Source organism: Micromonospora sp. WMMD967, from assembly GCF_029626165.1.
Classification (GTDB): domain Bacteria; phylum Actinomycetota; class Actinomycetes; order Mycobacteriales; family Micromonosporaceae; genus Micromonospora; species Micromonospora taraxaci.
In genome coordinates this window covers 405,516-430,841 of sequence record NZ_JARUBK010000001.1, presented here as the reverse complement: position 1 = coordinate 430,841, position 25,326 = coordinate 405,516, and the positions used below count along the sequence as shown (strand labels likewise).

At 72.4% G+C, this 25,326-nt stretch carries 20 protein-coding genes; 13 read left to right on the top strand and 7 right to left on the bottom strand.

From position 1 onward, the window contains the following. Nucleotides 1–22: 22 nt before the first annotated feature. Together O7631_RS02055 and O7631_RS02050 are read left to right on the top strand one after the other, a co-directional pair. A complete protein-coding gene (locus O7631_RS02055; RefSeq protein ID WP_278142752.1) occupies nucleotides 23–1,585 on the top strand; it encodes a fused MFS/spermidine synthase in 1,563 nt (520 codons plus the stop codon). Nucleotides 1,586–1,656: 71 nt separating this feature from the next. After that, nucleotides 1,657–3,300 (top strand): serine/threonine-protein kinase, encoded by a 1,644-nt coding sequence (locus tag O7631_RS02050; protein WP_278142751.1) that lies wholly within the window; start codon nucleotides 1,657–1,659, stop codon nucleotides 3,298–3,300. A gap of 41 nt (nucleotides 3,301–3,341) precedes the next feature. On the opposite strand, the gene O7631_RS02045 is transcribed toward O7631_RS02050, so the two are convergent. Together O7631_RS02045 and O7631_RS02040 are read right to left on the bottom strand one after the other, a co-directional pair. Beyond that, a complete protein-coding gene (locus tag O7631_RS02045; RefSeq protein WP_278142750.1) occupies nucleotides 3,342–4,010 on the bottom strand; it encodes a TrkA family potassium uptake protein in 669 nt (222 codons plus the stop codon). A gap of 17 nt (nucleotides 4,011–4,027) precedes the next feature. Continuing rightward, on the bottom strand, nucleotides 4,028–5,362 hold the full coding sequence (locus O7631_RS02040; RefSeq protein WP_278142749.1) for a potassium transporter TrkG: 1,335 nt from the start codon (nucleotides 5,360–5,362) through the stop codon (nucleotides 4,028–4,030). 142 nt (nucleotides 5,363–5,504) lie between these two features. On the opposite strand from O7631_RS02040, the gene O7631_RS02035 reads away from it, so the two are divergent. The 8 genes from O7631_RS02035 to O7631_RS02000 all read left to right on the top strand — a co-directional run bounded on the left by O7631_RS02035 (nucleotide 5,505) and on the right by O7631_RS02000 (nucleotide 15,435). Continuing rightward, nucleotides 5,505–6,629: a glycerophosphodiester phosphodiesterase gene (locus O7631_RS02035; RefSeq protein ID WP_278142748.1), complete on the top strand. Its 1,125-nt coding sequence runs from the start codon at nucleotides 5,505–5,507 to the stop codon at nucleotides 6,627–6,629. A 444-nt stretch (nucleotides 6,630–7,073) separates the two neighbouring features. Beyond that, the gene (locus O7631_RS02030) at nucleotides 7,074–8,273 is read left to right on the top strand and encodes a substrate-binding domain-containing protein (RefSeq protein WP_269682255.1); all 1,200 of its coding nucleotides are present in this window, start codon (nucleotides 7,074–7,076) and stop codon (nucleotides 8,271–8,273) included. Nucleotides 8,274–8,276: 3 nt separating this feature from the next. After that, nucleotides 8,277–9,020 carry an ABC transporter ATP-binding protein gene (locus O7631_RS02025; protein ID WP_145778829.1) on the top strand — a complete coding sequence of 248 codons (744 nt, stop codon included), beginning with the start codon at nucleotides 8,277–8,279 and terminating at the stop codon, nucleotides 9,018–9,020. Between the two features lie 79 nt (nucleotides 9,021–9,099). Next, nucleotides 9,100–9,861 (top strand): ABC transporter ATP-binding protein, encoded by a 762-nt coding sequence (locus tag O7631_RS02020; protein WP_278142747.1) that lies wholly within the window; start codon nucleotides 9,100–9,102, stop codon nucleotides 9,859–9,861. Then, on the top strand, nucleotides 9,861–10,751 hold the full coding sequence (locus O7631_RS02015) for a branched-chain amino acid ABC transporter permease (protein ID WP_088987511.1): 891 nt from the start codon (nucleotides 9,861–9,863) through the stop codon (nucleotides 10,749–10,751). Before O7631_RS02020 ends, O7631_RS02015 begins: the two co-directional genes overlap by 1 nt. Beyond that, nucleotides 10,748–11,857, top strand: a complete 1,110-nt coding sequence (locus O7631_RS02010; protein WP_278142746.1) for a branched-chain amino acid ABC transporter permease — start codon at nucleotides 10,748–10,750, stop codon at nucleotides 11,855–11,857. The genes O7631_RS02015 and O7631_RS02010 overlap by 4 nt, the downstream gene beginning before the upstream one ends. Before the next feature lie 162 nt (nucleotides 11,858–12,019). Beyond that, nucleotides 12,020–14,143, top strand: coding sequence for a RecQ family ATP-dependent DNA helicase (locus O7631_RS02005; RefSeq protein ID WP_278142745.1), 2,124 nt, complete (start codon nucleotides 12,020–12,022; stop codon nucleotides 14,141–14,143). Between the two features lie 359 nt (nucleotides 14,144–14,502). Then, nucleotides 14,503–15,435, top strand: a complete 933-nt coding sequence (locus tag O7631_RS02000; RefSeq protein WP_278147815.1) for a hypothetical protein — start codon at nucleotides 14,503–14,505, stop codon at nucleotides 15,433–15,435. 352 nt (nucleotides 15,436–15,787) lie between these two features. Here the strand turns inward: O7631_RS02000 and O7631_RS01995 are convergent, their stop codons facing one another. After that, nucleotides 15,788–16,204: a helix-turn-helix domain-containing protein gene (locus O7631_RS01995; protein ID WP_088987517.1), complete on the bottom strand. Its 417-nt coding sequence runs from the start codon at nucleotides 16,202–16,204 to the stop codon at nucleotides 15,788–15,790. Between the two features lie 247 nt (nucleotides 16,205–16,451). Here O7631_RS01995 and O7631_RS01990 point away from each other — a divergent pair, with 247 nt between their 5' ends. Beyond that, entirely contained in the window at nucleotides 16,452–16,883 is a 432-nt protein-coding gene (locus O7631_RS01990; protein ID WP_278142744.1) for a hypothetical protein, read from the top strand. Here O7631_RS01990 and O7631_RS01985 read toward each other — a convergent pair. Beyond that, nucleotides 16,880–18,028: an SAM-dependent methyltransferase gene (locus tag O7631_RS01985; RefSeq protein WP_278142743.1), complete on the bottom strand. Its 1,149-nt coding sequence runs from the start codon at nucleotides 18,026–18,028 to the stop codon at nucleotides 16,880–16,882. The two genes, O7631_RS01990 and O7631_RS01985, sit on opposite strands and share 4 nt — an antisense overlap. Nucleotides 18,029–18,113: 85 nt before the next feature. Then, entirely contained in the window at nucleotides 18,114–19,802 is a 1,689-nt protein-coding gene (locus tag O7631_RS01980) for a DEAD/DEAH box helicase (protein ID WP_278147814.1), read from the bottom strand. A gap of 284 nt (nucleotides 19,803–20,086) precedes the next feature. On the opposite strand from O7631_RS01980, the gene O7631_RS01975 reads away from it, so the two are divergent. Beyond that, nucleotides 20,087–20,737 carry a ferritin-like fold-containing protein gene (locus O7631_RS01975; RefSeq protein ID WP_278142742.1) on the top strand — a complete coding sequence of 217 codons (651 nt, stop codon included), beginning with the start codon at nucleotides 20,087–20,089 and terminating at the stop codon, nucleotides 20,735–20,737. Nucleotides 20,738–20,833: 96 nt separating this feature from the next. Here the strand turns inward: O7631_RS01975 and O7631_RS01970 are convergent, their stop codons facing one another. Together O7631_RS01970 and O7631_RS01965 are read right to left on the bottom strand one after the other, a co-directional pair. Beyond that, nucleotides 20,834–21,061, bottom strand: a complete 228-nt coding sequence (locus tag O7631_RS01970; RefSeq protein WP_030329796.1) for a DUF3107 domain-containing protein — start codon at nucleotides 21,059–21,061, stop codon at nucleotides 20,834–20,836. Between the two features lie 64 nt (nucleotides 21,062–21,125). Further along, nucleotides 21,126–21,764, bottom strand: coding sequence for a TetR/AcrR family transcriptional regulator (locus O7631_RS01965; RefSeq protein ID WP_278142741.1), 639 nt, complete (start codon nucleotides 21,762–21,764; stop codon nucleotides 21,126–21,128). A gap of 1,495 nt (nucleotides 21,765–23,259) precedes the next feature. Between O7631_RS01965 and O7631_RS01960 the strand changes: the two genes are divergently transcribed. Then, nucleotides 23,260–25,311: a hypothetical protein gene (locus O7631_RS01960; RefSeq protein ID WP_278147813.1), complete on the top strand. Its 2,052-nt coding sequence runs from the start codon at nucleotides 23,260–23,262 to the stop codon at nucleotides 25,309–25,311. Nucleotides 25,312–25,326: the final 15 nt, after the last annotated feature.

The following is a 25,326-nucleotide window of genomic DNA, read 5'->3' as shown; positions in this document are numbered from 1 at the left end:
TTCGCTGCGTACCATCGCGACGATGAGCTCCCCACCGTCCGACGTAACGGCCCCGCCGGCATCCCCGGCCTCGCCCGCTCCGGCCACCGGCCGGGCGTTGCCCAACGGCCTGGCCGCCTTCCTGGTCTTCTTCTCCAGCGGGGCCGTGCTGGTGCTGGAAACCGTCGCGCTGCGCCTGGTCGGCCCGTACGTCGGGGTGACCCTCCAGGTGACCAGCTCGGTGATCGGCATCGCGCTGGCCGCCATCGCGTACGGGGCGTGGTCCGGTGGGTGGCTGGCCGACCGGCGCAACCCGCGTGGCCTGCTGGCGCCGGCGCTGGTGCTGGCCGGCATCGCCACCGCGATCACCCTGCCGGTGGTCCGCTACGCCGGTGAGGTGCTGCGGGGCGGGGCGGCCAGCGGCATCCTGCTGCTGGTGGCGCTGGCCGTGTTCGTGCCGGCCGCCCTGCTGGCCGCCGTCACCCCGCTGGTCGTGAAGCTCCAACTCGCCGACCTGCGCCGCACCGGCCAGGTGGTCGGTCGACTCTCCGGGATCGGCACCCTGGGCGGCATCACCGCCACCCTGCTCACCGGCTTCGTGCTGGTCGCCGCGCTGCGCAGCACTGTCATCCTGCTGACCCTCGCGATCGCGCTCGGGCTGGTCGGCATCGGTCTCGGCTGGTACCTGCGCCGGCAGGAGCCCACCGAACTGCCCGGCCCGGCCCGGACCAGGGCCGCGTTGGCTGTCCTCGGCCTGGTCGGGGCAGGGCTGACCACGATCGCGCCGAACCCGTGCGACATCGAGACGGCGTACCACTGCGCCCGCGTCGAGTCGGACCCGAACCGGCCCACCGGCCGGACACTCCTGCTCAACTCGGCCCACCACTCGTACGTGGACCTCGCCGACCCGAAGCACCTGGAGTACGCGTACACGAAGTGGATCGGCGCGGTCGCCGACGTCGCCGCGCCCTCCGGGCAGCGACTGGACGCGCTGCACCTGGGCGGCGGCGGTTTCACCGTCCCGGGCTACCTCACCGCCACCCGGCCGGGCACCGAGAACGTCGTGTTCGAGATCGACGGCGGCCTGGTCGAGCTGGGCAGGCAGGAACTGGGCGTACGCACGGGGCCGGAGCTGCGGGCGGTGGTGGGTGACGCCCGGATGCTGGTGGCCGGCGAGCCGACGGACAGCCGGGACCTGGTCGTCGGTGACGCGTTCGGCCACCTGGTGGTGCCGTGGCACCTGGCCACCCGGGAGATGGCGGCCGAGATCCGGCGGGTGACCCGCCCCGGTGGCGTGTACGTGCAGAACGTCATCGACTACCCGCCACTGCGCTTCATCCGCGCCGAGCTGGCCACCGTCGGGGCCGAGTTCCGGCACGTCGCGTTGATCGCGCCGCCGGAGGCACTCGCCGAGCAGCAGGGCTCCAACTTCCTCATCGTCGGCTCGGACGCGCCGCTGCCGCTGGAGGCCGTCCGCGCCCGGCTGAGCCAGGTGGACCCCAAGGTCAGCCTGCTCTCCGGCGCGGAGCTGACGGAGTTCATCGGCTCGGCGCTGGTGTTGACCGACGACTACGCCCCGGTGGACCAACTGTTGGCGACCGCCTGATCGGGTGACTTTCCTGACCGATTCCGATCCTTCAGGTGTAGGTGTGTCCAGCCTGGGCAACAACGGCCACCATGGGCGGTGGGGACCGGAACAACGCGCAACTCCTCGATGAGCGGTACCGGCTCGTCGAGCAACTCGGCGCGGGCGGCATGTCGGTGGTCTGGCGTGGCTACGACGAGGTGTTGGGCCGCCAGGTCGCGGTGAAGGTGCTGGCCTCGCGGCTGGCCAGCGACCGGGCCTTCCGGCACCGGATCCGGGTGGAGGCGCAGGCCGCCGCGCGGCTCTGCCACCCCAACATCACCAACGTGTACGACTACGGCGAGTCCGAGCAGGTCGGCCTGACCGTGCCGTACGTGGTGATGGAGCTGGTCGACGGAGCCTCACTCGCCAACCGGTTGGGCCGGGAGGTCAGCCTGCCGTGGCGTGAGGCGGTGACGATCGGCGCCGAGGTCAGCTCGGCGCTGGCCACCGCGCACGCCCGTGGTGTGGTGCACCGCGACGTCACCCCGGGCAACGTGATGCTCACGCCGACCGGTGTGAAGGTCGTCGACTTCGGCATCTCCGCGCTGGTGGGGGAGAGCGAGAAGGGCCCGGACGGCGCGCTGCTCGGCACCCCCGCCTACCTGGCCCCGGAGCGGTTGGACAACGGTCAGGTCTCCCCGGCCACCGACGTGTACGCCGTCGGTCTGCTGCTCTACCGCATGCTCACCGGTCGGCTGCCCTGGCAGGCCAGCACGACCACGCAGATGCTGCGCGCGCACATGTACAACGACCCGGACCCGATGCCACCGGTGCCCGGCCTGCCGGACGAGGTGACCGACCTGGTGCGGCGCTGCCTGGCCAAGCAGCCCGGTGACCGCCCGGCCACCGCCGAACTGGCCCGGACCCTCGCCGAGGCGGCCGGAATGCTCGCCGCGGTGCCGGTCTCGCCGGCCGCCGGGCACCTGGACCCGGCCGCGCTGGCCAACGCGGGCACCACGATCCTGCCCTGGTCCGCGGCGACCGACGCGTTGCCGCTGTCCCGCACCCGCAACCGGAGCCGGCGGATGGACCGGCGTCGCCGGCGGGTCGAGGCCGGGGTGGCCGCCGTCGGCCTGATCGCTGTCACCGGCGCGATGTGGGGCTTCACCTCGCGCAGCCCGGCCAGCGGCGACGACCGGCCGACCACCGAGGCGCGGATGGGCCTGCCACAGGCACCGACGTGCGACGTGACGTACGCGCTGCGGGCCGACACCGGTAAGGACTTCGCCGCCGAGCTGACAGTGACCAACAGCGGCAAGCAGGAACTCCGGGACTGGACGATGAACTTCACGTTCCCCGGCCAGCAGACCGTGACGAAGTCCGAGCCGACGTCGGTGCAGCAGCAGGGGAGCACGGTGCTGATCCGACCCGCGGCCCAGCGCACCACCCTGGCGCCCGGCGCCGCCGAGAAGGTCACCCTGTCCGGCACGTACAGCGGGGCCAACCCGCTGCCGGTGGAGTTCCGGCTCGGTGACGTGACCTGCGGGGTACGCGTCTCCGGGGTGGCCGGCAGCGTCCCGTCCACCGCACCGGCGACGAAGGCGGCCACCACCACGAAGGCCCCGCCGAAGAAGGCGACGACCCCCAGCGGTTCCGGGGGTGGTGCCGCCCAGAAGGCGAAGCCGCCGAAGGCCGCGAAGGGCCCGGCGAAGCCCGGCGATGCCAAGGGGCCGGGTGGTCCGGGAAAAGGGTGAAGGCCCCTGAGGGGCACGGTGGGCCGAAGAAGAAGTGACGGTCAGCGTCGCTCCGCGAACCGTTGGACCTGGTCGATCCCGCCCTCCACGATCAGCACCCCGCCCTGCGTGAGGGTCGTGTCGTCCGAGGCGTACCGGAAACGCTCGCCGGGCACCTTCGCGCCGATCACCCGGACGCCGGAACGCTCGTCCGGGCGCAGGTCGAGCAGGGTGCGCCCGACGAACGACTCCGGAACCCGGACGGTGGCGATCGCGAAGTCGTCGTCGAACTCGACGAAGTCCAGCAGCCGGCTGACGATCAGGTGCGCCACCCGGTCACCGGTCTCCGCCTCCGGGAAGATCACGTGGTGCGCGCCCACCGACGACAGGATCTTGGCGTGTTTCTGCGAGGTGGCCCGCGCCCAGATCTGCGGCACACCCAACTCGACCAACGCCAGCACGGTGAGGACGCTCGCCTCCACCGACGCCCCGATGGCCACCACCGCGCGGGTGAAACTGGCGACGCCGAGCTGACGGAGCGCCCCCTCCTCGGTCGAGTCGGCTTGGACCACCCGGTCGATCTGGTCGGCAAAGCGCTGTACCTGGGCCGGGTTGCGGTCGACAGCCAGCACCTCGCGGTCCATCCGGCTGAGCGCCGCGGCCAGGTGGCAGCCGAAGCGACCCAACCCGATCACCACGATGCCGCCGCCGTCAGATCGTCTCGCGGACACCTCGACCCTCCTCGTTGCTAGCCGACAATTGGTTGCTCCTGGGGGTAGCGGTAGAGCCTGCGTCGGGTGTTCAGGGCGATCGCCGACCCCAGGGTGAGCGGCCCGACCCGGCCGATGAACATCAGCACGGTGAGCACGAGTTGGCCGCTGGCCGGCAGTTCGCCGGCGAGACCGACGGTGAGCCCGGTGGTGCTGAACACGGAGGTGACCTCGAACAGGGCCGCGACGAACCGCACGCCTTCGGTGAGCAGCAGCAGGAGCATGGTTCCGGCCGTGACGAGCGCGACGCTGAGCAGAGCGACCGTGACGGCCTGTCGCTGGCTCGCGGTGGCCACCCGGCGGTGCCCGACCGTCACGTCCGGCTCGCCGCGCAGTTCCGCCCAGATGGTGAACCCGAGCAGGAAGAACGTGGACACCTTGATGCCCCCGGCCGTGCTGGCGCTGCCGCCGCCGATGAACATCAGCACGATCAGCAGCGGATAGCTCTCCTCCTGAAGGTCGGCGATGTTCAGCACGCTGTAACCGCCGGTGCGGCTCAACGCGATCTGGGTGAACGACGCGAGCACTTTGCCGGCGGCGTCGTACGAGCCGATGGTGCTGGCGTTGGTCCACTCGGCGGCGAGCAGACCGGCGAAGCCCAGCAGCAGCAGGGCGAGGCTGCCCCAGATGGTCAGCTTCGTGGCCACCACCCACCCCGCCGGCTTGCGCCACTCACGGACCGCCTCGAACAGGGCCGGAAACCCGAGCCCGCCGACGATCCCACCGAACGCCAGCGGCAGCGACACCCACGGATCGCGGGCGAAGGCCAGCAGACCGTCGCTGTAGAGCGCGAATCCGCAGTTGTTGAACGCCTGGACAGCGTGGAACCCCCCTGACCAGAGAGCCCGTCCCGGCCCGTAGTCGTACGCCCACCAGAGCCGGCCGGCGACCACGGCGGTCATCACCGCCTCGCAGGCGAAGACGGTCACCGCGATCCGACGCAGCAGCCGGGCCACGTCGCCGATCCCGAACTCCGCCGTCTCGGCCTGCACCAGCAGCCGGTTGCGCAGGCCCAGTTGGCGTGAGACCACCAGGATGACCAGCGCCGCGGCGGTGAGGATGCCGAGACCGCCGAGCTGGGTGAGCAGGGTGATCACCACCAGCCCCGGGCCGGACCAGTAGTTGGGGGTGTCGTTGATCGCCATTCCCGTGACCGACACCGCCGAGGTGGCGGTGAACAACGCGGTGACCACCGGCGGACGTTGGTGATCGACTGTTGCCCAGCGCGCCATCAACAGCCCGGTGCCCAGCAGGATCGGCACCAGGAACCCCAGCGGCACCAGCCGCACGGGGTTGCGGAAGAACCAGCGCACCAGACAATCTTCCTTTTCCGGACCGATGTCGGAGCGGGAACGCCCATTCCGGAGATTCACCTGCCGGTCAGTCGTCGACCAACTCCCGGCCAACCGCAGGCGGTCTGCTGTCCGCGACACCCTTCGATGACAGGAGACGGCGTTGCGACGTACCCTCTCGACCCTCGGCGTGGCCGGCGCGCTGCTCGCCGCCACCGCGGTCGCCGTGCCCACGATGGCCGCCGCCGAGCCCTCGACCGGCGCGGACCGCGCCCGGGCGAACGACCGTCCGATCGTGATCGGTCACCGAGGTGCCAGCGGCTACCGGCCGGAACACACACTGGAGGCGTACCGGCTGGCGATCCGGATGGGTGCCGACTACATCGAACCGGACCTGGTGTCGACGTCCGACGGCGTCCTGGTCGCCCGGCACGAGAACGAAATCTCCGGCACCACCGACGTGTCGGCCCACCCGGAGTTCGCGGCCCGCAAGGCGACCAAAGTCATCGACGGTGTCGCCGTGACCGGCTGGTTCACCGAGGACTTCACACTGGCCGAGCTGAAGACGCTGCGAGCCAAGGAACGACTGCCGCAGGTCCGGGTGGCGAACACCGCCTTCGACGGCCGTTTCGAGGTGCCCACCCTCCAGGAGGTCATCGACCTGGCCCGGACCGAGGGGCGGGCACGGGGCCGCACCATCGGTATCTACCCGGAGACCAAGCACCCGACCTACTTCGCGTCGATCGGCAAGCCGTTGGAGGAGCCGCTGCTGAAGGTGCTGCGGCAGAACAAGCTGGACCGCAAGAATTCGCCGGTCTTCATCCAGTCGTTCGAGACGGCGAACCTGCGTCGCCTGAGCCGGCTCACCGACGTGAAGCTGGTGCAGCTGCTCGACGCCACCGGCCGCCCGTACGACTTCACCGTCGCCGGTGACACCCGCAGCTACCAGGACCTCGTCACGCCGGCCGGGTTGAAGTGGATCGCCGGGTACGCCGACGGCATCGGCGCGAACAAGAACCTGCTGGTGCCCCGGGACGCGGCCGGCAACCTGCTCGCCCCCACCAACGTCGTGCGCGACTCGCACCGCGAGCGGCTGCTCGTGCACTCCTGGACGTTCCGCGCGGAGAACCAGTTCCTCCCCGTGGACTTCCGGATCGGCACCGATCCCAACGCTCGTGGCGACATCACGGCCGAGTACGAGCTCTTCCTCGGCCTGGGCCTGGACGGCGTCTTCAGCGACCACCCGGACACCGCCGTCGCCGCCCGCGCCGGCCTCGCCGACAACTGACCTCGGCCGGAGCTGATCCGCTCCGACCGATCGCTGGGCCGATCACGCCCGGCCCAGACGCTGGCCCGTCGTCCGCCACCCGGATGGCGGGCCAGCGGCACGTCCGAGGCGCGAACCGCCAGGCCGCGCGGCGTGATCGACTCCAGGTCGGTGACGTGGGGGTGTCCGGCGTTCGGGATGGAACGACCTCGCCGATGTGGAGTCGATCATCGATTGACCGAACCGGGGCGGATGGCGCGAGACGACACACACCACGTGCGGTCCGTGGGGGTTCGGGCCACCGGGACCGACGACGCTCCGGTGGCCGTGCGGGCCGTTGTAACCTCCGGCCACCTCATTCCTGTTACTTGTGTGTTTCTGCCACATAGCTCGTGGGTGACGTCACTTCTAGCGTGAGCCGTCACGAAGAAGTTCTCTCCCTCCGAGTCCTCATGTGGAGTCGCAATGACGGTCCGGACGACGCGGCGGGTGTTCCTCTCCGCCGCCACGATGATGGCCGCGGCGCTGGCCGCCACGGCCTGTGGTAGCCCGCAGGACACCGCCACCGGCGGCGGCGACAGTGCCGCCCCGGTCAAGGTCGGCCTGGTGTACTCCCAGTCGGGAGCCCTGGCCAGTTACGGCAAGCAGTACATCGAGGGTTTCAAGGCGGGGCTCGACTTCGCCACCAAGGGCACCGGCAAGGTCGGTGACCGGAAGATCGAGTTGACCGAGGTCGACGACGCGGGTGACCCGGCCAAGGCGGTTTCCGCAGCGAAGGACCTGATCGGCAAGGGTACGAAGATCATCGCCGGTTCCACCGCCTCCGGCGTGGCGTTGCAGGTCGCGCCGATCGCGGCGCAGAACAAGGTCCTGTTCATCAGTGGACCGGCCGCCACCGATGCGGTGACCGGCGCGAACAAGTACACGTTCCGTTCCGGCCGCCAGTCCTACCAGGACGTGGTGACCGCCAAGTCCTTCATCGGCGACCCAACCGGCAAGAAGGTAGTGGTCTTCGCGCAGGACGGCGCGTTCGGCGACGCCAACGAGGCAGCCGTCAAGGCCGTCATCGGCGGGGCGGGCGCCACCGTGAGCAGTGTCCGGGCCCCGGCCAGCGCCACCGAGTTCACCCCGTTCGCCAGCCAGATCAAGACCGCCAAGCCGGACCTGCTCTTCGTGGCCTGGGCCGGCACCACCGCCCCGGCCATGTGGCAGACCCTCGACCAGCAGGGTGTGCTCGCGTCCACCACCGTGGTCACCGGTTTGGACATCCGCGCCTCGTGGCCGACCTTCGGGGCTGCCGGCACCAAGATCTCCTTCCTGTCGCACTACTTCGACGGCGCCAGCGACACCGAGGCCAGCAAGGCGCTCAAGGCCAAGGTCAACACCATCGACCTGTTCCACCCGGACGGCTTCGCCGCCGCCCAGATGGTGGTTCGGGCGGCCCAGGAGGGCGGGGACGACGTCGACAAGATGGTCACCGCTCTGGAGGGCTGGAGCTTCGACGGGGTCAAGGGCAAGATGACCATCCGGGCCGCCGACCACGCGCTGCTCCAGCCGATGTTCCAGGCCAAGCTGGCCGGCAGCGGCACCGCGTTCACGGCCACCGCGCAGAAGAGCCTCACCGGTGACGAGACCGCGCCACCGGCCGTGGCCATGAAGGGCTGACCCATGCTCGCCACCCGCGGTCTGACCTGGCGGATCGGTGAGGTCGCCATCGTCGACAGCGTCTACCTCGACCTCGAGCCCGGGGAGTTCCTGGGCGTGATCGGGCCGAACGGCGCCGGCAAGACCTCACTGTTCAACCTGATCACCGGCCTGCGTCGGGCCACGGAGGGCCGGATCACCCTGGACGGGCAGGACATCGGTGCGCTTCCGCCGCACCGGCGTGCCCGCCTGGGGCTGGGCCGTACCTTCCAGGCGTCCTCGGTCTTCGGCTCGCTCAGCGTGCGGGAGAACGTCCGGCTCGCCGTTCAGGCGCACCGCGGGGGCTCGATGGCACTGTGGCGGCGGGCGGCGGCCGACCGGGAGGTGGCCGCCGCCGCCGACGCGGCGCTGGACCGGGTCGGCCTCGCCCACCGGGGTACGGCACTCGCCGGCACCCTGGCCCACGGCGAGAAGCGCAAGTTGGAGATCGCCCTGCTGCTCGCCGGTGAACCCCGGGTGATGCTGCTGGACGAACCGATGGCCGGGGTCAGCGCCGAGGACATCCCGGAACTGGTCGCCGTCATCAAGTCCCTGACCGGCGACAGCGGCCGGGCGGTGCTGATGGTCGAGCACCACATGGACGTCATCCTGGAGCTGGCCGACCGGATCGCCGTCATGCACCACGGCGCGCTGCTGGCCTGCGACACCCCGGAGACGGTGATGGCCAACCCCACGGTGCAAGAGGCCTACCTGGGGGAGTCGCTGTGAGCGCGAGGAGTGAGCCGGGTTTGCGAGCCCCGCAGTCGCGAACGGAGGCAGCGCTGTGAGCGCGAGGAGTGAGCCGGGTTTGCGAGCCCCGCAGTCGCGAACGGAAGCGGCTCAGCTGGAACCCGTTCTCAGTGTCGAGGACCTGTCGGTCCGGATCTCCGGACTGCACATCCTCCAGGGCGTGTCCTTCACCGTCGCCCCGACCGGCGTGACGGTCCTGCTGGGCCGCAACGGTGTCGGCAAGACCACGACGTTGCGTGCGATCCTCGGCCTCACGCCGCCCGCCGGGGAGGTCCACGGCACCATCCGGATGGGCGCGCAGAGCCTGCTGAGCCAGCCCACCCACCGGCTGGTCCGCGGTGGGCTCGGTTACGTGCCGGAGGACCGGGACGTGTTCGCCGGCCTCACCGTCGCCGAGAACCTCCGGCTCGCCGAACGGCGTGGCACCAGCCCGGCGTACGACAAGGTCTTCGCGCTCTTCCCGGAGCTGGACCGGCGCGGACGGCAACGGGCCGGCTCGCTCTCCGGCGGCCAACAGCAGATGCTCGCGATCGGTCGGGTGCTGCTCAACGACAACCGGCTGTTGCTGGTCGACGAGCCGACCAAGGGGCTGGCGCCGAAGGTGGTGACCGAGGTGGCGGAGGTGCTGGAACGGGTGGCGGAGTCGGTGCCCGTGCTGCTCGTCGAGCAGAACCTGGCTGTCGTACGCCGGCTGGCCCGGGACGCGGTGGTGCTGGCCGCCGGCAAGGTGGCCTGGACCGGTGACGCCCACGAGTTGCTGTTGGAGACGGCGTTGACCAAGTCGCTGTTGGGTGTCGGCTCGGCGGAGGTGAAGCACTAATGGGGACCGTCATTCTCCTGGCGTTGACCGGGCTCGGCCTGGCGGCGCTGTACTTCCTCGTCGCCTCCGGCCTGTCCCTGGTCTTCGGCCTGGCCGACGTGCTCAACTTCGCGCACGGGCTGTTCCTCGGCGTCGGCGCGTACGGCACCTGGTGGGCGGCGGGCAACCTGCCGGGCGCGGGCCCCGACGGGTTCGGCTTCGTGTTGGCTGTCGCGTTCGGGGTGGCCGCCGGCACGCTGGTGGCGATCCTGGTCGAGCTGGTGCTGATCCGTCCGCTCTACTCCCGCACCATCGAACAGGTGCTGGTCACCGTCGGCCTGTCGCTGGCCGGGGTGGCGCTGTTGCAGGCCACCTGGGGTGCGGACGCCCGTCCGTTCCCGCGCCCCGACTGGACGCGGCAGGTGACCGGGATCCTCGGCGCGCAGGTGCCGAACGGCGGCCTGCTGCTGATCATCGCGGCGGTGCTGGTGCTCGGCGCGATCCTGGCGTTCCTGCGCTGGACCCGGTACGGCCTGGTGATCCGGGCCGGGGTGGAGAACCGGGAGATGGTGACCGCGCTCGGCATCGACGTGCGCAAGGCGTTCACGTTGGTCTTCGCGATCGGCGGGGCGGCTGCCGCGCTCGCCGGCGCGCTGGGCGGCGTCTACTTCGGCACCGTCTCGCCCGGTCAGGGCAGCTCACTGCTGATCTTCGCGTTCATCGTGGTGGTGATCGGTGGGATGGGCTCGGTGGTCGGCTCCGCGTACGCGGCGGTCGTGGTCGGGCTGGTGCAGCAGTTCGTCAACTACTACGGCACGTCCGGGCTGGGCGACATCTGCGTGGTCGGGCTGCTGGCCGTGGTGCTGCTGCTGCGCCCGCAGGGCATCGCCGGAAAGGTGGCAACGGCATGACGGTGATCGACGCGCCTCCCGCGCAGGTGCCGGACGAACTGACCCCGCAGCGGGGGCGGTGGCACCGGGTCCGCCCGTTCCTGCCGCTCGTCGCGCTCGTCGTGCTGGCGATCCTGCCGTACTCGACGCTCTCCCTGCCGGGGATCTTCGAGGGGCCGGTCAACTCGCCCGGAACGCTGCAACTGCTCGCCATCTGCCTGATCTTCGGCGGGCTGGCGGCGGGTTACGACCTGCTCTTCGGCCGGACCGGGATGCTCTCCTTCGGGCACGCGCTGTACTTCGCCGCCGGCGTCTACGGCACCGACATCCTCGTCACCCGGGCCGGCCTGCCGCTGTGGCAGGCAGCCCTGCTGACCGTCACCGGCGGCACGATCCTCGCCGCGCTGCTCGGTGCGGTGGCGCTGCGGACCGTGGGCATCGCGTTCGCCATGGTCACGCTGGCCTTCGCGCAGGTCGGGGCGATCCTGGTGGCCCGCGACTTCGGTGGGCTCACCGGCGGTGAGGAGGGCCTGCCGCTGGACGTGTCCGGGCTGCCCGCCGGACTGGTCGGGGTGACCAACACCGTCAACCTGTACTGGCTGGCACTGGCGTACCTGACGCTCGTGGTCTTCGTGGTGCACCGCGTCAGCGGGTCGCCGACCGGTCGGGTGCTCGCCGGTCTGCGTGACGACGAACGCCGGATCGGCGTGCTCGGGCTGGACCCGTACCGCTACAAGCTGGTCGCGTTCACCCTGGCCGGTGGGTTGGCGTCGGCGGGCGGGGTGGTCTACGTCCTGATCGTCGGCGGCGCGTCGCCGCACATCACGTCCTCCGAGCTGACCCTGTCGCTGCTGGTCATGGTGGTGCTCGGCGGGCCGGGCACCCGGTGGGGGCCGGTGCTCGGCGGTGTCCTCTACATGTACCTGGACCACCGGCTCACCGCCTTCGGCGCCAGCGATGCCGTCGACAGCCTGCCGGCTGTCCTCAGTCACCCGTTGAGCCAGCCGCTGTTCGTCCTGGGGACGGTCTTCATCCTGGCCGTCTACTTCTTCCCCGGCGGCCTGGCGGGCCTGGCCCCCCGCGTAGCCCACCTGACCAGATCCCTCCGCCCAGGCCCCCGCCCCTGACTCCGACCTTGTTGATCAAGAGGTTTGCGTCAGGATCCGGCCGAACGATGACGCAAACCTCTTGATCAACGGGGATTGGGCGGCGGCCCCCCGCGGTCAACGGAGCGCTTCGGGCCCCGTTGACCGTGGGAGTTCGCCGGCGACGGCTGGTAGACATGTCGGGTGCAGACAGCAGAGCGGGCAGCGGTACGGGAGCGGGCCGAGGCGGTGCTGCGCCGGCTGGCCGGTGACCACGCTCGGCTGCGCGAGGACCAGTGGCGGGCCATCGAGGCGCTCGTCGTCGACCGGCGGCGGGTGCTCTGTGTGCAGCGCACCGGTTGGGGCAAGTCGGCTGTCTACTTCGTGGCGACCGCCCTGCTGCGGGACGGCGGGGAGCACGGCCCCACGGTGATCGTCTCGCCGCTGCTGGCGTTGATGCGTAACCAGGTCGAGGCGGCGGCCCGGGCCGGCATCCGGGCCCGCACGATCAACTCGGCGAACCTCGACGAGTGGGACGAGATCACCGCCGAGATCCAGACCGGGGCCGTGGACGTGCTGCTGATCAGCCCGGAACGGCTCAACAATCCGGACTTCCGTGACGGCGTGTTGCCGAAGCTGGCCGCTACCACCGGGCTGCTGGTGGTCGACGAGGCGCACTGCGTCTCCGACTGGGGGCACGACTTCCGCCCCGACTACCGGCGGCTGCGCACGTTCCTCGCCGAGCTGCCGGAGCGCACGCCGGTGCTGGCCACCACCGCCACCGCCAACTCCCGGGTCACCCAGGACGTGGCCGAGCAGTTGGGCGACGCGCTCGTCCTGCGCGGCACCCTGGACCGCGAGTCGCTGCGCCTCGGGGTGCTCGACCTGCCCAGCCCTGCGCACCGGCTGGCCTGGCTCGCCGACCACCTGGACCAGCTGCCCGGCTCGGGGATCGTCTACACGCTGACCGTGGCGGCGGCGGGGGAGACCGCCGAGTTCCTGCGCTCCCGGGGTTACCCGGTGTCCTCGTACACCGGGCAGGTCGAGGACGCCGACCGGCGGGCAGCCGAACAGGACCTGCTCGACAACAAGATCAAGGCACTGGTCGCCACCAGCGCGCTCGGCATGGGTTTCGACAAGCCTGACCTGGGCTTCGTCGTCCACCTCGGCGCGCCACCGTCGCCGATCGCGTACTACCAGCAGGTCGGCCGCGCCGGTCGCGCCGTGGAGCACGCCGAGGTCCTGCTGCTGCCCGGTGCGGAGGACGCCGCGATCTGGCGATACTTCGCCTCGTTGGCGTTCCCGCCGGAGCAGCAGGTCCGGGCCGTGCTGGCCGCCCTGCACACCGACCGCCCGCTTTCCACCCAGGCCCTCGAACCCCTCGTCGACCTGCGCCGAGCCCGGTTGGAGCTGATGCTCAAGGTTCTCGACGTGGACGGCGCGGTCCGCCGGGTGCGCGGTGGCTGGCTCGCCACCGGCGAGCCCTGGACCTATGACGAGGCCCGGTTGCGCCGCGTCGCCGAGGCACGCACCGTCGAACAACAGGCCATGCGGGAGTACGCGACCACGTCCGACTGCCGGATGCGGTATCTACGGGAACGCCTGGACGACACCGGGGCTGCCGACTGCGGTCGCTGCGACAGGTGCGCCGAGCCCCTCTTCGTCGCCGACGTGTCGACGGCAGCTCTCGCCGCCGCGCAGACCTTCCTGGGCCGGCCCGGTGTGGAGATCGCCCCCAAGAAGCTCTGGCCGACCGGGCTCGACGCGGTGGGCGTACCCCTCAAGGGCCGGATCGCCCCCGCGGAGCAGGCCCTGCCGGGCCGCGCGGTCGGGCGTCTCTCCGACCTGGGCTGGGGTGGCCGGCTGCGGGATCTCGTCGGCCCGGAGGCGCCCGACGCTCCGGTGCCCGACGACGTGGCCGGCGCCGTGGTGGAGGTGCTGAAGGCGTGGGCGCACGGCGACGACCCGTGGCCCCGCCGACCGGTGGCCGTGGTCGCGGTCGGCTCCCGGCGGCGGCCCCGGCTGGTCGGGTCGCTCGCCGAGCGGATCTCCGCCGTGGGTCGGCTGCCGCTCCTCGGCCAGGTCACGCCGGTCGGTGCGGGTGGTCCCGGCGGGCCGCGCGGCAACAGCGCCCAACGGGTACGCGCGCTGCACGACACCTTCACCGTGCCGACCGATCTGGCCGACGCACTGGCCGGCCTGGACGGCCCGGTGCTCCTCGTCGACGACCTGATCGACTCGGGTTGGACGATGACGCTCGTGGCTCGGGCGCTACGCCGGGCCGGCGCACCCGACGTGCTCCCGCTCGCCCTCGCCGTCGCCGGGTGACCCGTTCTCGGTCGGTGGCTCGCTCGGTGCCGGTCGGTTTCGCCGTCGTCGGGTGGCCCGTTCCCGGTCGGTGGCTCGGTTCGGTGCCGGTCGGTCTCGCCGTCGTCGGGTGGCCCGTTCTCGGTCGGTGGCTCGGTTCGGTGCCGGTCGGTGCAGAAGTTCCCCGGCGGCGTCGAATGCGATGGTCGCCACGCCGTCCGGGCGTCGGTCCAGGCCGGCCCGGCGCGGCGGTACCGTGGGCGGCATGACCGACCAGCAGCCCGACACCCGCGCCGCCTTCCACCAGGGGGTTCACGTGCTGGGCGTCGGCGGTGCCTGACGAGGTCTCCGCCGTGCCGGTGTCCGACGAGGTCTCCGCCGTGCGGGCGCCTGACGAGGTCTCCGCCGCGCCGGACCGGGCCACACTGCGGCTGGCGCTGGTGGTCGGCGGGCTGGTGCTGGCGGTCCTGCTCGGTTTCGGCCTCGGCCGGTTGAACGAGGGCGGCACCACCACCGGCCCCCCTTCGCTGGCCGCCGAACACACCGACCCACCGGGCGTCGGCCCGCACAACCACGGCACCGCCACGGGCACCGACCAGGGCGCGCCGACCGAGCCGGGTGGCCTGGCGGTCAGCTCGGCCGGGCTGACCCTGGTGCCGCTGTCCACCGACTTCACCGCCGGTCGCCCCGGTCAGCTCCGCTTCCAGGTACGCGACGTGCAGCGCCGGCCGGTCACCCGCTTCGCCGTCGTGCACGACAAGCCGATGCACCTCATCGTCGTACGACGGGACCTGACCGGCTACCAGCACCTGCACCCGACCATGGCGGCCGACGGCACCTGGTCGGTGCCGTTGACACTCGCGCAGCCCGGCGTCTGGCGCGCGTACACCGACTTCACCGTCGTCGCTGACAACGGCGCGCAGACCGCGGTGACCCTCGGCGCGGACCTGGTGGTGCCCGGTGACTACCAGCCCCGCCCGCTGCCGGGACCGGCCACCTCGACGACGGTGGACGGGTTCACGGTCGGCTACCAGGGCACTCCGCAGGCCGGGACGACAGTGCCACTGACCTTCCGGGTCGACGGCGCGGGCGGAGCCGCCCAGCTGGAGCGTTACCTCGGGGCGTACGGGCACCTGGTGGCACTGCGCGAGGGTGACCTCGGCTACCTGCACGTACACCCGGAACCGGAACTCGTCGACGGTCAGATCAAGTTCTGGCTGACCACCCCGGGGTCGGGCCGCTACCGCCTCTATCTCGACTTCCAGGTAGGCCCCACCGTCCACACGGCGGAGTTCACCCTCACCGTCCCCTAAGGCCCCACCCGCCCCCTGCGCCACCCCGCTCGCCCCGTTGATCATGAAGTTATCGCCACTCTCCACGGCGTGTCGGCGCCATAACTTCATGATCGATGCTCGGAACGGGTCGGCCCGGCCCGTTCCGGGTTGAGAGCCGGTGTCGGTCGGCGCTGACGTTCTGCTTTTGGGCTCGCGAGCCCTCTCCGGCGGGAGATCCGCGCAACATCGGGGATATTGCTGTGTCCTGCGTGTCGGAGGCAGCAACATCCCCGATGTTGTGAGGATCTTGGGCGCGGGGCGCGGGGCGCGGGGCGCGGGGCGCGGGGCGCGGGGCGCGGGGCGCGGGGCGCGGGGCGCGGGGCGCGGGGCGCTAGCCGGCGCGGCGGATGGGGCGTCGGGCCAGGTAGCGGAGCAGGTCGCGGATGTGGTGCTTCTCCTCGGCGGGGACCGTGGGATCGGCCAGCCGGTCCAGGATGGCGCGGACGTCCGCCTCGACGGGGCCGTCATCGTGGCGTCGGCGCGGTGTGGGGCCGGCGTCGGGCAGCCCGAGCGCACGGAAGGCTGCCGCGACCGGCAGATCCAGTGCGGCGCAGAAGCCGCGTACCTTCGCCAGTTCGGGATAGTCCTGCCAGTCACCCGCGAGCCAGCGGAACACGGTGGAGCGGCCAACGCCCGTGTGTGAGGCAAGATCGGTCACGGTCCAGCCACGTTCGTCGCGAGCGTCATCGATGGCGCGCCGGACGAAGCGGGCGAAGGCCATCTGCGGTGATACGTCGGCTGATGCCATCCCTGTGTGTCTTTCCCTCCTGCCGGAGCACCGGGACGATGCGCTTCCGAGGGTAGTACGCCCGAGGGCGGAAACAATTGACTGACCGCACAAACTGTCCCGTGGATGAGACTTTTTCTCCGGCAGCATGGTGCGACCCGAAAATTGCACCGAGCGATCATCATCGTTGTTCCACTAAGCTCGGTGCCCGTCCCGGCCTGGCGTCTTGCGCCTGCCGCGTCCGACCGCACCATCGCCGAGGAGCACCATGGTCGACCCGAGCCGCCCCCAGCCGTACCAGCCCGGTGCGGTGAGCCTCTTCTTCGTCGCCAAGGCCGGCGTCTTCGCTGCCGGGTTCTGGATCTGGCTGCTGGTCCTGGTGCTCCGCACCAGTTCCGCGACCGGTCTGCACGTGTTGGCCGCCACCGGCGCGATCACCACGACGCTGGTCGGTGTCGTGCTGGGCGCCCGGATGGCGTTGCAGCACAGTGCGGCCGTCCGGCACGCCGAGGTCAAGAAGCTGCTGGTGGATATCTCCTGGAACGCCTTCGCCGCGGCCGGCAACGCCGAGAGCGCAGGCAAGGTCGTTCCCTTCCCGACCGCCCCGGTAGACGGGGATCGCGCCGGCCACCGGCCCGGCATCGACCGGGTGTCCGTCCTCGACGGCGGCACCCGCGACCGTAGCGACCGCCGCCGTTAGTCGTCGCCGGAGAGCAGGGTCTCCAGGCGAGGCGTAACCTGCCACTGGTCGACCAGCTCGCGGTACTCCGCACGCTGTGCGTCGGTCGGCGCGCCGCCGGTGCGGCGCGCACGGATCAGCAGGTTGCGCGGCGTGTGCTGGGAGTCCACGAACTCCACCACCTCGGCCCGGTACCCGTGCACGCGCAGCAACCCGGCGCGCAGCGCGTCGGTGAGCACGTCGGCGAAACGCTCGCGCAGGATGCCCTGCCGGGTCAGCAGCTCGTACGGGGACGGGGCCGGGTGGGCGCGGAGCTGCTTGGCCAGATCGTGGTGGCAGCACGGGGCGGCCAGCACCCAACGGGCGTCCCAGCGCACCGCGCGGGCCAACGCCTCGTCGGTGGCGGTGTCGCAGGCGTGCAGTGCCAGCACCAGGTCGGGCGCGGGGTCGACGACGGCGTCGGCGATGGTGCCGGCCACGAAGCTGACCTGATCGGCCCAGCCCAACCGTTGCGCCAACTCGGTGTTGCGCTGCCGCTGGTCTTCGCGGACGTCCACACCGACCAGGTGCACGTCCAACCCTCGACCGGTCAGGTAGCGGTACGCGGCGAACGTCAGGTAGGCGTTGCCGCAGCCCAGGTCGACGACCCGGAGCGGGCCGGTCAGGTCGTCGGGCAGGGTCGCGGCGAGGGCCCGCAGGAACGCGTCCACCTGACGGCGTTTGGCCGCCGAGCCGCCGATCTCGGTGAAGATCGGGTCACCGGGATCGAGGAGGTACTCCTTGGCCCGGTCGTTCCCGCTCGGCTTCGCCGCCGCACGGGTGGTCGAGGCCCGGTGCACCTGAGCCTCGCCGGACTTGGTCACCCGCAGTTGGAGCGTCGCGTCGGCCGTCTCCACGTGCCAGTTGCCGAAGGGCTCGGCCAACAGTTCGTCGACCGCGACGGCGGCCTCCGCGCCGGGAGCGACGTTGCGGGTGTACGGGCGAGAGCCGTCCGACGTGGCGATCTGGATGCGGGGCCCGGCCTTGAGCGTCACCGGCCGCAGCTCGGCCCGAACCATCGAGGGGCGGTGCCCACGGCGTCGTCCGGCGGCGACCGCCCGGGTCAGCGCGGGGTCGAGTAGCAGCGCCCGGACCTCGGTCAGGGCGGCGTCCAGTGGTTCCGGCATCGTTCCATCTTCGGCAGGCGGGGTGGGAAGGGAACATCCCCCGTACCGCGCGGGCGGTGCGGGGGATGTCAGGTGTGGCTGCTGGTCAGTCGGCGGTCGCCTCGGCCGGCGTACCCGCACCGGAGCCGCCGCCACGGCGCCGCCGGCGGCGACGCGGCTTCGACGGCTCGCCGTCGGAGGCGGCGGCCGGCTCGGTGGCGCCGGTCTCGGCGGTGATCACCGCGGTCGCCTCGCCCGCGACCACCTCGCCGGCCCTGCGACGACGCCGACGGCGGGGGGTACGGGTGCCTTCCTCGGTGGCGTCACCAGCGGGTGCCTCGGCGACGTCCGCAGTGCCGGCGTCGGAGCGGCCACGGCGGCTGTCGCCCCGGCCCCGCCGCTCGCCGCGCCCCTCGCCACGGCTCTCACCGCGTCGGGAACCCCGACCGCCGCCGTCGCCCCGGCGGGAGCGCGTCGTCCCGCCCAGATCCTCCTCGATCTCGGCGGACAGCCCGGCCCGGGTGCGCTCGGCCGTGGGCAGCGTGCCGCTGACCTCGGTGGAGATGTGCAGGTCGGTGTAGAGGTGCGGCGACGTGTGGTACGTCTCCGGCGGCTCCGGCATCTCCAGACCGAGGGTCTTGTCGATGATCCGCCAGCGCGGCATGTCGTCCCAGTCGACGAAGGTCACCGCCACGCCCGTCGCGCCGGCCCGGCCGGTACGACCGATCCGGTGGGTGTAGGTGTCCTGGTCTTCGGGGCAGTCGTAGTTGATCACGTGGGTGACGCCGGTGACGTCCAGCCCTCGGGCCGCCACGTCGGTGGCGACCAGAATGTCGATCTTGCCGGCGCGGAAGGCGCGCAGTGCCCGCTCGCGAGCGCCCTGGCCGAGGTCACCGTGCACCGCGGCGACCGCGAACCCGCGGAAGTCGAGGTCCTCGGCGACCCGGTCGGCGGCCCGCTTGGTGCGGGTGAAGATCATGGTCAGCCCACGCCCTTCCGCCTGGAGGATGCGTGCCACCACCTCGACCTTGTTCATCGAGTGGGTGCGGTAGACCAACTGCTGGGTCTGCGGCGACGGACCGGTCTCGGCGGTGTGCCCGGCGTGGATCGTCATCGGCTGGCGCAGGAAGCGCCGGGACAGCGTGACGATCGGGTCCGGCATGGTGGCCGAGAAGAGCATCGTCTGCCGGTCTTCCGGAAGCATTGCGAGGATCTTCTCGACATCGTCGAGGAAGCCCAGGTCGAGCATCCGGTCGGCCTCGTCGAGGACGAGGGCGTGCACCCGGTCCAGACGGAGGTGCTTCTGCTTCTGCAGGTCCATCAACCGGCCGGGGGTGCCGACCAGGATCTCCACGCCCTTGCGCAGCGCGTCGATCTGCGGCTCGTACGCCACGCCGCCGTAGATCGGCAGCACCCGGACGCCGCGCGTGCGGCCGGCGGCGGCCAGGTCCTTGGCGACCTGGATGCCCAGCTCACGGGTGGGGACGACGACCAGCGCCTGCGGGACGCCGTCGCCTCCCTCGCCCGGCGCGAACACCCGGTCCAACAGGGGTACGCCGAAGCCGAGGGTCTTGCCGGTGCCCGTGGGCGCCTGGCCGATCAGGTCGACGCCGCGCAGCGCGATCGGGATCGCGTACTCCTGGATGGCGAAGGCGCGGGTGATGCCGGCCGCGGCCAGAGCCTCGACCGTCTCGGCGCGGGCGCCGAGTGCGGCGAACGTGGGGGCCTCCGGTCGAACCGGGGCGGTGGGGGCCAGTTCCTGGCCGTCCATCAGATCTTGAGTCAACTCGCTCATCTGGATGTGGGGGTGCCCTCTCGTGGGTGCGCCCGTCATGTCCTCAGGGCGCGTTCGGTATGACGCGGGCCACACGGTCGGCGGCAGACTGCCGAGCCGGACCGGGCCGCACGCGCGCCGCGGGCTGAGCTTCGATCAGATCGGCGCCCACGGCAACTGCTCCATGCTACCTGAACAGGCATGCCCCCGTCCCGATTCCCATCCGGCCACTCGCCACGCGGGGCAAGCAAATGTGACCTACGTCACGTCAGCTCGAACGCTCGGACACGGGGTAGCCTGCGCTCGTGTCCACGCCGACCACCCCCGGTCCCGCCGTCGCCGACCTGCTGGGCCTGGTGGCCTTCGGCGAGCTGCTCGCCTTCGAGCGGATGGCTGGTGATGCTCGGTTCGCCCCTGACCTGCGCCGTCGAGCCGCGCTGAACGAGATGGCCGCCGCCGAGATCGTCAACTACCGGCGTCTCGCCGACCGGCTCACCGCGCTGGGTGTGCCGCCGGAGGACGCGATGGCGCCCTACGTCGAGCCGCTGCAGGCGTACCACGACTCGACCGAGCCTCGGGACTGGGCGGAGGTGGTCGCCAAGGCGTACGTCGGCGACGCCATCACCGACGACTTCATCCGGGAGATCGCCGACGCACTGGACGAACCGGACCGGGCACTGGTGCTCGACGTCCTGCACGACTCCCGCTACGCCGAATTCGCCGCGGCCGAGATCCGAGTGGCGGTCGCCGACGATCCGCGAGTGGCCGGCCGGCTGTCCATGTGGGGGCGGCGGCTGGTCGGCGAGGCGCTGTCCCAGGCGAGCCGTGTCGCCACCGAGCGGGCCGCACTCACCACGCTCATCGCGCGGGACGGCCGGGTCGACGTGCCCGGGCTGTTCGGCAGGCTCACCGCCGCGCACACCGCGCGAATGGCCGCCGCCGGGCTGAACAACTGACCGCCTGGCCGGTCGGGGCCGGTCTGCGACGGTCGGGACCGGGGCCGGCCTGCGGCAGGTGGGCCGAACGCCGACCTGCCGCGATGGCCGGACCGGTCAGCGGACGGTGAAACCGACCGCCCGGGGCGACGCCTCGGCGATCTCGACGTAGGCGACCTTCTCGACCGGAACGATGACCCGCCGGCCCTTCTCGTCGGTCAGGGAGAGCGTGCCGCCGTTGCCGGCGAAGGCGTCGGTCACGATCTGCTCGATCTCGGCCGGCGACTGCGCGCTGTCCAGTACCAGCTCGCGCGGCGCGTACTGCACGCCGATCTTGACCTCCACTGTGCCTCCTCAACTGGGGCGAAAGAACCGCCCTGCGAAGGCTATCCGATCACGGGGTCGACGGTCAGGCTGACTCACCTTGCAGCGGGAAGCTCGCGATGCCGCGCCACGACAACGCGGCCACCAACGCCTCGGCCTCGGCCTTCGGCACCTGCCGGCCACCGGCCAGCCAGAACTGCGCGGCCGTCTCGGCGGCGCCGACCAGCCCGGAGGCGAGCAGCTCGGCGTGCGCCCGGCTCACCCCGGTGTCCGAGATGATGGTGTCGGTGATCGCCGCGATGCAGCCCTGCTCGACCCGCTCCACCCGCTGCCGCACCGCCGGGTCGTTGCGCAGATCCGACTCGAAGACGAGCCGGAACGCCTCGCTCTCGTGGTCGACGAAGTCGAAGTACGCGCGAACCGAGGCGCTGACCCGCTCCTTGTTGTCGCTGGTGCCGTGCATCGCGTCCTGCACCTGAGCGACGATGGCGTCACAGTGCGTGTCGAGCAGCGCGAGGTAGAGGTCCATCTTCCCGGGGAAGTGTTGGTAGAGCACCGGCTTCGACACCCCGGCCCGCTCGGCGATGTCGTCCATCGCGGCGGCGTGGTAACCCTGGGCGACGAACACCTCCTGCGCCGCAGCGAGAAGCTGCTTACGACGCGCGGAGCGGGGCAGGCGGGTGGGCCGGCCAGCGGTCTGTGCACCATTCCCCGCAGCGGTCATGGGATCCTCCGAGTTCTCCGTACGAGCCGGCATTTTCCCCCCAGACCGGCGAGGTCACTGACCACCGTCGTGGAAATGGCCCGCCGCTGTAACTTATCGCCACTCTCGGCACACGGTAGCCTCAGCGGGGGCGACCAAGGAGCGCGCGGTGAGTGAAACAGGGCAACCCGGAGCCGCCACCCCGGGAGAACACGGTGACGGAGCGGGTCAGCACGACGACCCGAGTCGTCCCGTCAGTGGGTGGGCGCCTCAGTCGGGTGGGTGGCCCCGAGCCGCCGACCCCGATGACGCCCGGGAGCAGGCGCCGCGCTGGCAGCCCGACCCGGTCTCCGGCTGGCGTACCTCCTCCACCCGCCACGGCGACCTTCCGTCGCCCCTGGCCGGGTCGCCCGGCGACCCGGAGCCGCCGGCCCGGGTCAACGGCCACCACGCCAACGGTGTGCACCCCCCGGACGACACCAACGGGGTCCGTCGCCCCGGTCTCGAACCGACCGGGGGACGTCCCACGCCGGTGAGCGCACCACCCGGGCTGCCCGGCGAGGGGCGACCCGAGACGACCGGTGACCGTCTGGTGGTTCCCGCGCAACGTCCCGTGCCTTCCGCGGAGCAGGGCGGCGGCGAGCCGGACACGGGCGCCGGTCCACGTTCCACAGCCGATCCCGCCGCCGCGCATCGCGCCCGTTGGGCCGAGCCCGGGCTGCCCACCTCGGCGCCACCGGCCGTCCAGGTGCCGCCCGTCGGCACCGCCGCGTCGGGCTTCGAGGTGCCGCCCGGCTTCCACGCGCCGATCGGGGAACGGCTCGCGGCAGACGATCCGTCGGCCACGTCACGCGACTGGCGGGACCCGCTGACCCCGGAGCCTCCGGCGGCACCGGGGCGCACCCCGGGCCCGGACGCGCACGCCGACCCGGGTCGCGGTGCCGAGTCGGGTCGCGGTGCCGAGTCGGGTCGCGGTGCCGAGTCGGGTCGCGGTGCCGAGTCGGGTCGCGGTGCCGATCCGGGTCGCGGTGCTGAGCCGGGTCGCGGCGCCGAAGGCTCCCGCTCGGGAGAGACGCACCGCGCCGGGGAGCCGCCGGCCGTCGAGCCGGACTGGTCGGGGCCGAGCTGGAACCGTCCGAGCTGGGACCGCGGTTGGGCACCGCCCTGGTCCCGCCAGAACGACGAGCCGGACGGCCCGCCGACGCGGGACGAGTCCGCGTCCGGTTGGGTCGCCGAGCCGGTCCAGCCGTACGAGCCGGTACGGGCCGAGTCACCCCGCCCGTACGAACCGGTCCGCGCCGATTCACCGCGTGGGTACGAGCCCGTCCGAGGTGAGACCGCACCCGAATCCGCGCCGGAAGACCCTGTCGAGCCGGTCGGCGTGCCGCCGACCGCCCGCCCGTCCTGGGCTGCTCCATCCGCTGCGCCGCCTGCCGATCGTTCCCTCCGGTCCGTCGACTCGGACCCGTCCCCGACCAGCGGCCCGCCGGTACCGTCGTCGGCACCGCCGCCCACCGTGGGGCGTCCGTCCTGGGCCGGCGGCCCGTCCCCGACCAGTGGTCCGCCGGCCGATCGCCCGTCCTGGGCCGGTGGTCCGACGCCGACCAGTGGCCCGCCGGCCGATCGCCCGTCCTGGGCCGGGTCCGGGAGCACCCGTGCCCCCCGGAGCGACCGCCCGTCCTGGGCCGGCGGAGGCGATTCCGGGCCGACCGACGTCGCGCCGACCCGGCCGTCCTGGGCCGGGGGAGCCGACCCGGTGCCGACGAGTGCTCCGCCGTCCCGCCCGTCCTGGGCTGGCGGGGCCGATGCCGAGCCGACCAGCGCCCCGCCGGCCCGGCCGTCCTGGGCGACCAGCCCGGCGTCGCCCACCACGTCGCCTCCGGCGCCCGCGGGGGCACCTCCCACGTTGGCCGACCCGCCGCCCGCTCCGGCGGGCCCGCCGTTGGTTGCGGAACGCCCCTCCTGGGCCGGTGGTTCGCCGACCGGTTCGGCGAACCCGAGCAGGGAGGAGCGGCCGGACTGGTCCGAGGGGCGCATTCCCGCCACCCCGGTCGAGCGTCCTTCCTGGGCGGCGATCCAGTCGGCCAAACGTCCCCATGGGGGTGACGACGAGACCCCGGGCCCGACCCGGCCCGAGGTCCGGTCGACCGGGCCGTTCCGGCTCCGTCCGGCGACGCCCGAGTCACCCGGCCCGGTCGAGTCACACCGTCCGGCCGGGCCGCCGAACGCCCCGTCGTCCACCGACGTCACGTCGTCCTCGACGGGGGCGCTGCCACCCCCCGCCACCAACGGGCCCGAACCCCGCGACCGACCCGCCTCCGCCTATGCGGCTCGCCGATCCGCACCCGACCCGGCGTCGTCCGCCGACGACGACAGGCAGTCGGACCCGAGCGCGGTGGTGCTGCCGCAGCGCGTCCCCGCAGAACCGGACGTGCCCGTCGTGCCGGAGCCGCCAGCTGTGGACCCACCCGCCGAAACCCCGGAACTCGCCCGCATCGCCACTCACCTCCGCCGCGACGACGAGCCGGCACCGTTGCGGGAGCGCCCCGAGGGGTTCGACGTCAACGCGATCCTGGACGCCGTCCGTGAGGTGGCAGGTGTCCGCGACGCCGCGCTGCGCCGTACCCCGGCCGGGGCGCACAGCCTGCGACTCGACCTGGCCGACGGCGCCGACCCGGCCGAGGTGAGCCGACAGGTGGCCCGCCTGCTCCAGGACCGGATGGGGCTGGCCGCCGCGCCGCAGAACGTGCCCGGAATGCCCAGCACGCCGCCCCCGCCGGTCCGCCGTCGCGTGGCCGAGCCGCGGGTCGCCGAACGACGTACCCCGGATTCCCCGACCGCGGCTGCGCGCGATGCCGGCGCCGACCCGCGTGGCGGTGAAGCCCGGGCGGCCGATGCGACGGCGCCCATCCGACCGTCCGGCGGTCGGGTGGAGGCCGTGCCGACAGGCCCGGAGCAGAGGTCGGGCGCTGACGTCTCGCGCCGCCGCCGGTCGAACGCGCCGCACCGGGGTCGTGCCACCGTCGAGGAGCCGGGGTCGGTTTCGGCCGCGCCGGCTGGTGCCGCCACCGGCAGCCCGGCGACGCTCGGCACGTCGTACTCCGGTGGTCAGGTGACCACGACGGAGTCGGCGCCGTCCCGGCCGTTGGAGACGGGCGGCGCGCCGGGGCCCCGGGTGGTGATCGACCACGTGCAGGTCAGCACCTTCGGCCTGGACGCGAACGTGGAGGTCCGGCTGCTGGCCGGGGGCGAGACCGCCTCCGGGTACGCCACCGGCCCGGCGGTGGACGGCTATGTGCTGCGGCTCTGCGCGGTGGCGGCGGCCGCAGCGGTCGACGAGTTGCTGCGCGGCGCCGACAACGCCGAGCGGGGGCGCTGCTTCGTCGAGCACGCCGCTGTGGTGCCGTTCGGCAACTGTGAGGTGGCCACTGTGGTGGCACTGCTCGTCTGCGAGGGTTGGGTCGAGCAGCTCGCCGGCTCGGCTCTGGTCGCCGGTGATCCCCGACAGGCGGTGGTCCGGGCGACGCTGGCAGCGGTGAACCGTCGGCTGGAGGCACTGCTGTCCTGAGTGGTCCGGGGCAGA

What these genes read in the sequence shown, in the direction of transcription:
- O7631_RS02055 (WP_278142752.1), top strand. Translation starts at nt 23, where the DNA reads ATGAGCTCCCCACCGTCCGACGTAACGGCCCCGCCGGCATCCCCGGCC.
- O7631_RS02050 (WP_278142751.1), top strand. Translation starts at nt 1,657, where the DNA reads ATGGGCGGTGGGGACCGGAACAACGCGCAACTCCTCGATGAGCGGTAC.
- O7631_RS02030 (WP_269682255.1), top strand. Translation starts at nt 7,074, where the DNA reads ATGACGGTCCGGACGACGCGGCGGGTGTTCCTCTCCGCCGCCACGATG.
- O7631_RS02025 (WP_145778829.1), top strand. Translation starts at nt 8,277, where the DNA reads ATGCTCGCCACCCGCGGTCTGACCTGGCGGATCGGTGAGGTCGCCATC.
- O7631_RS02015 (WP_088987511.1), top strand. Translation starts at nt 9,861, where the DNA reads ATGGGGACCGTCATTCTCCTGGCGTTGACCGGGCTCGGCCTGGCGGCG.
- O7631_RS02010 (WP_278142746.1), top strand. Translation starts at nt 10,748, where the DNA reads ATGACGGTGATCGACGCGCCTCCCGCGCAGGTGCCGGACGAACTGACC.
- O7631_RS01995 (WP_088987517.1), bottom strand. Translation starts at nt 16,204, where the DNA reads ATGGCATCAGCCGACGTATCACCGCAGATGGCCTTCGCCCGCTTCGTC.
- O7631_RS01990 (WP_278142744.1), top strand. Translation starts at nt 16,452, where the DNA reads ATGGTCGACCCGAGCCGCCCCCAGCCGTACCAGCCCGGTGCGGTGAGC.
- O7631_RS01985 (WP_278142743.1), bottom strand. Translation starts at nt 18,028, where the DNA reads ATGCCGGAACCACTGGACGCCGCCCTGACCGAGGTCCGGGCGCTGCTA.
- O7631_RS01980 (WP_278147814.1), bottom strand. Translation starts at nt 19,802, where the DNA reads ATGAGCGAGTTGACTCAAGATCTGATGGACGGCCAGGAACTGGCCCCC.
- O7631_RS01965 (WP_278142741.1), bottom strand. Translation starts at nt 21,764, where the DNA reads ATGACCGCTGCGGGGAATGGTGCACAGACCGCTGGCCGGCCCACCCGC.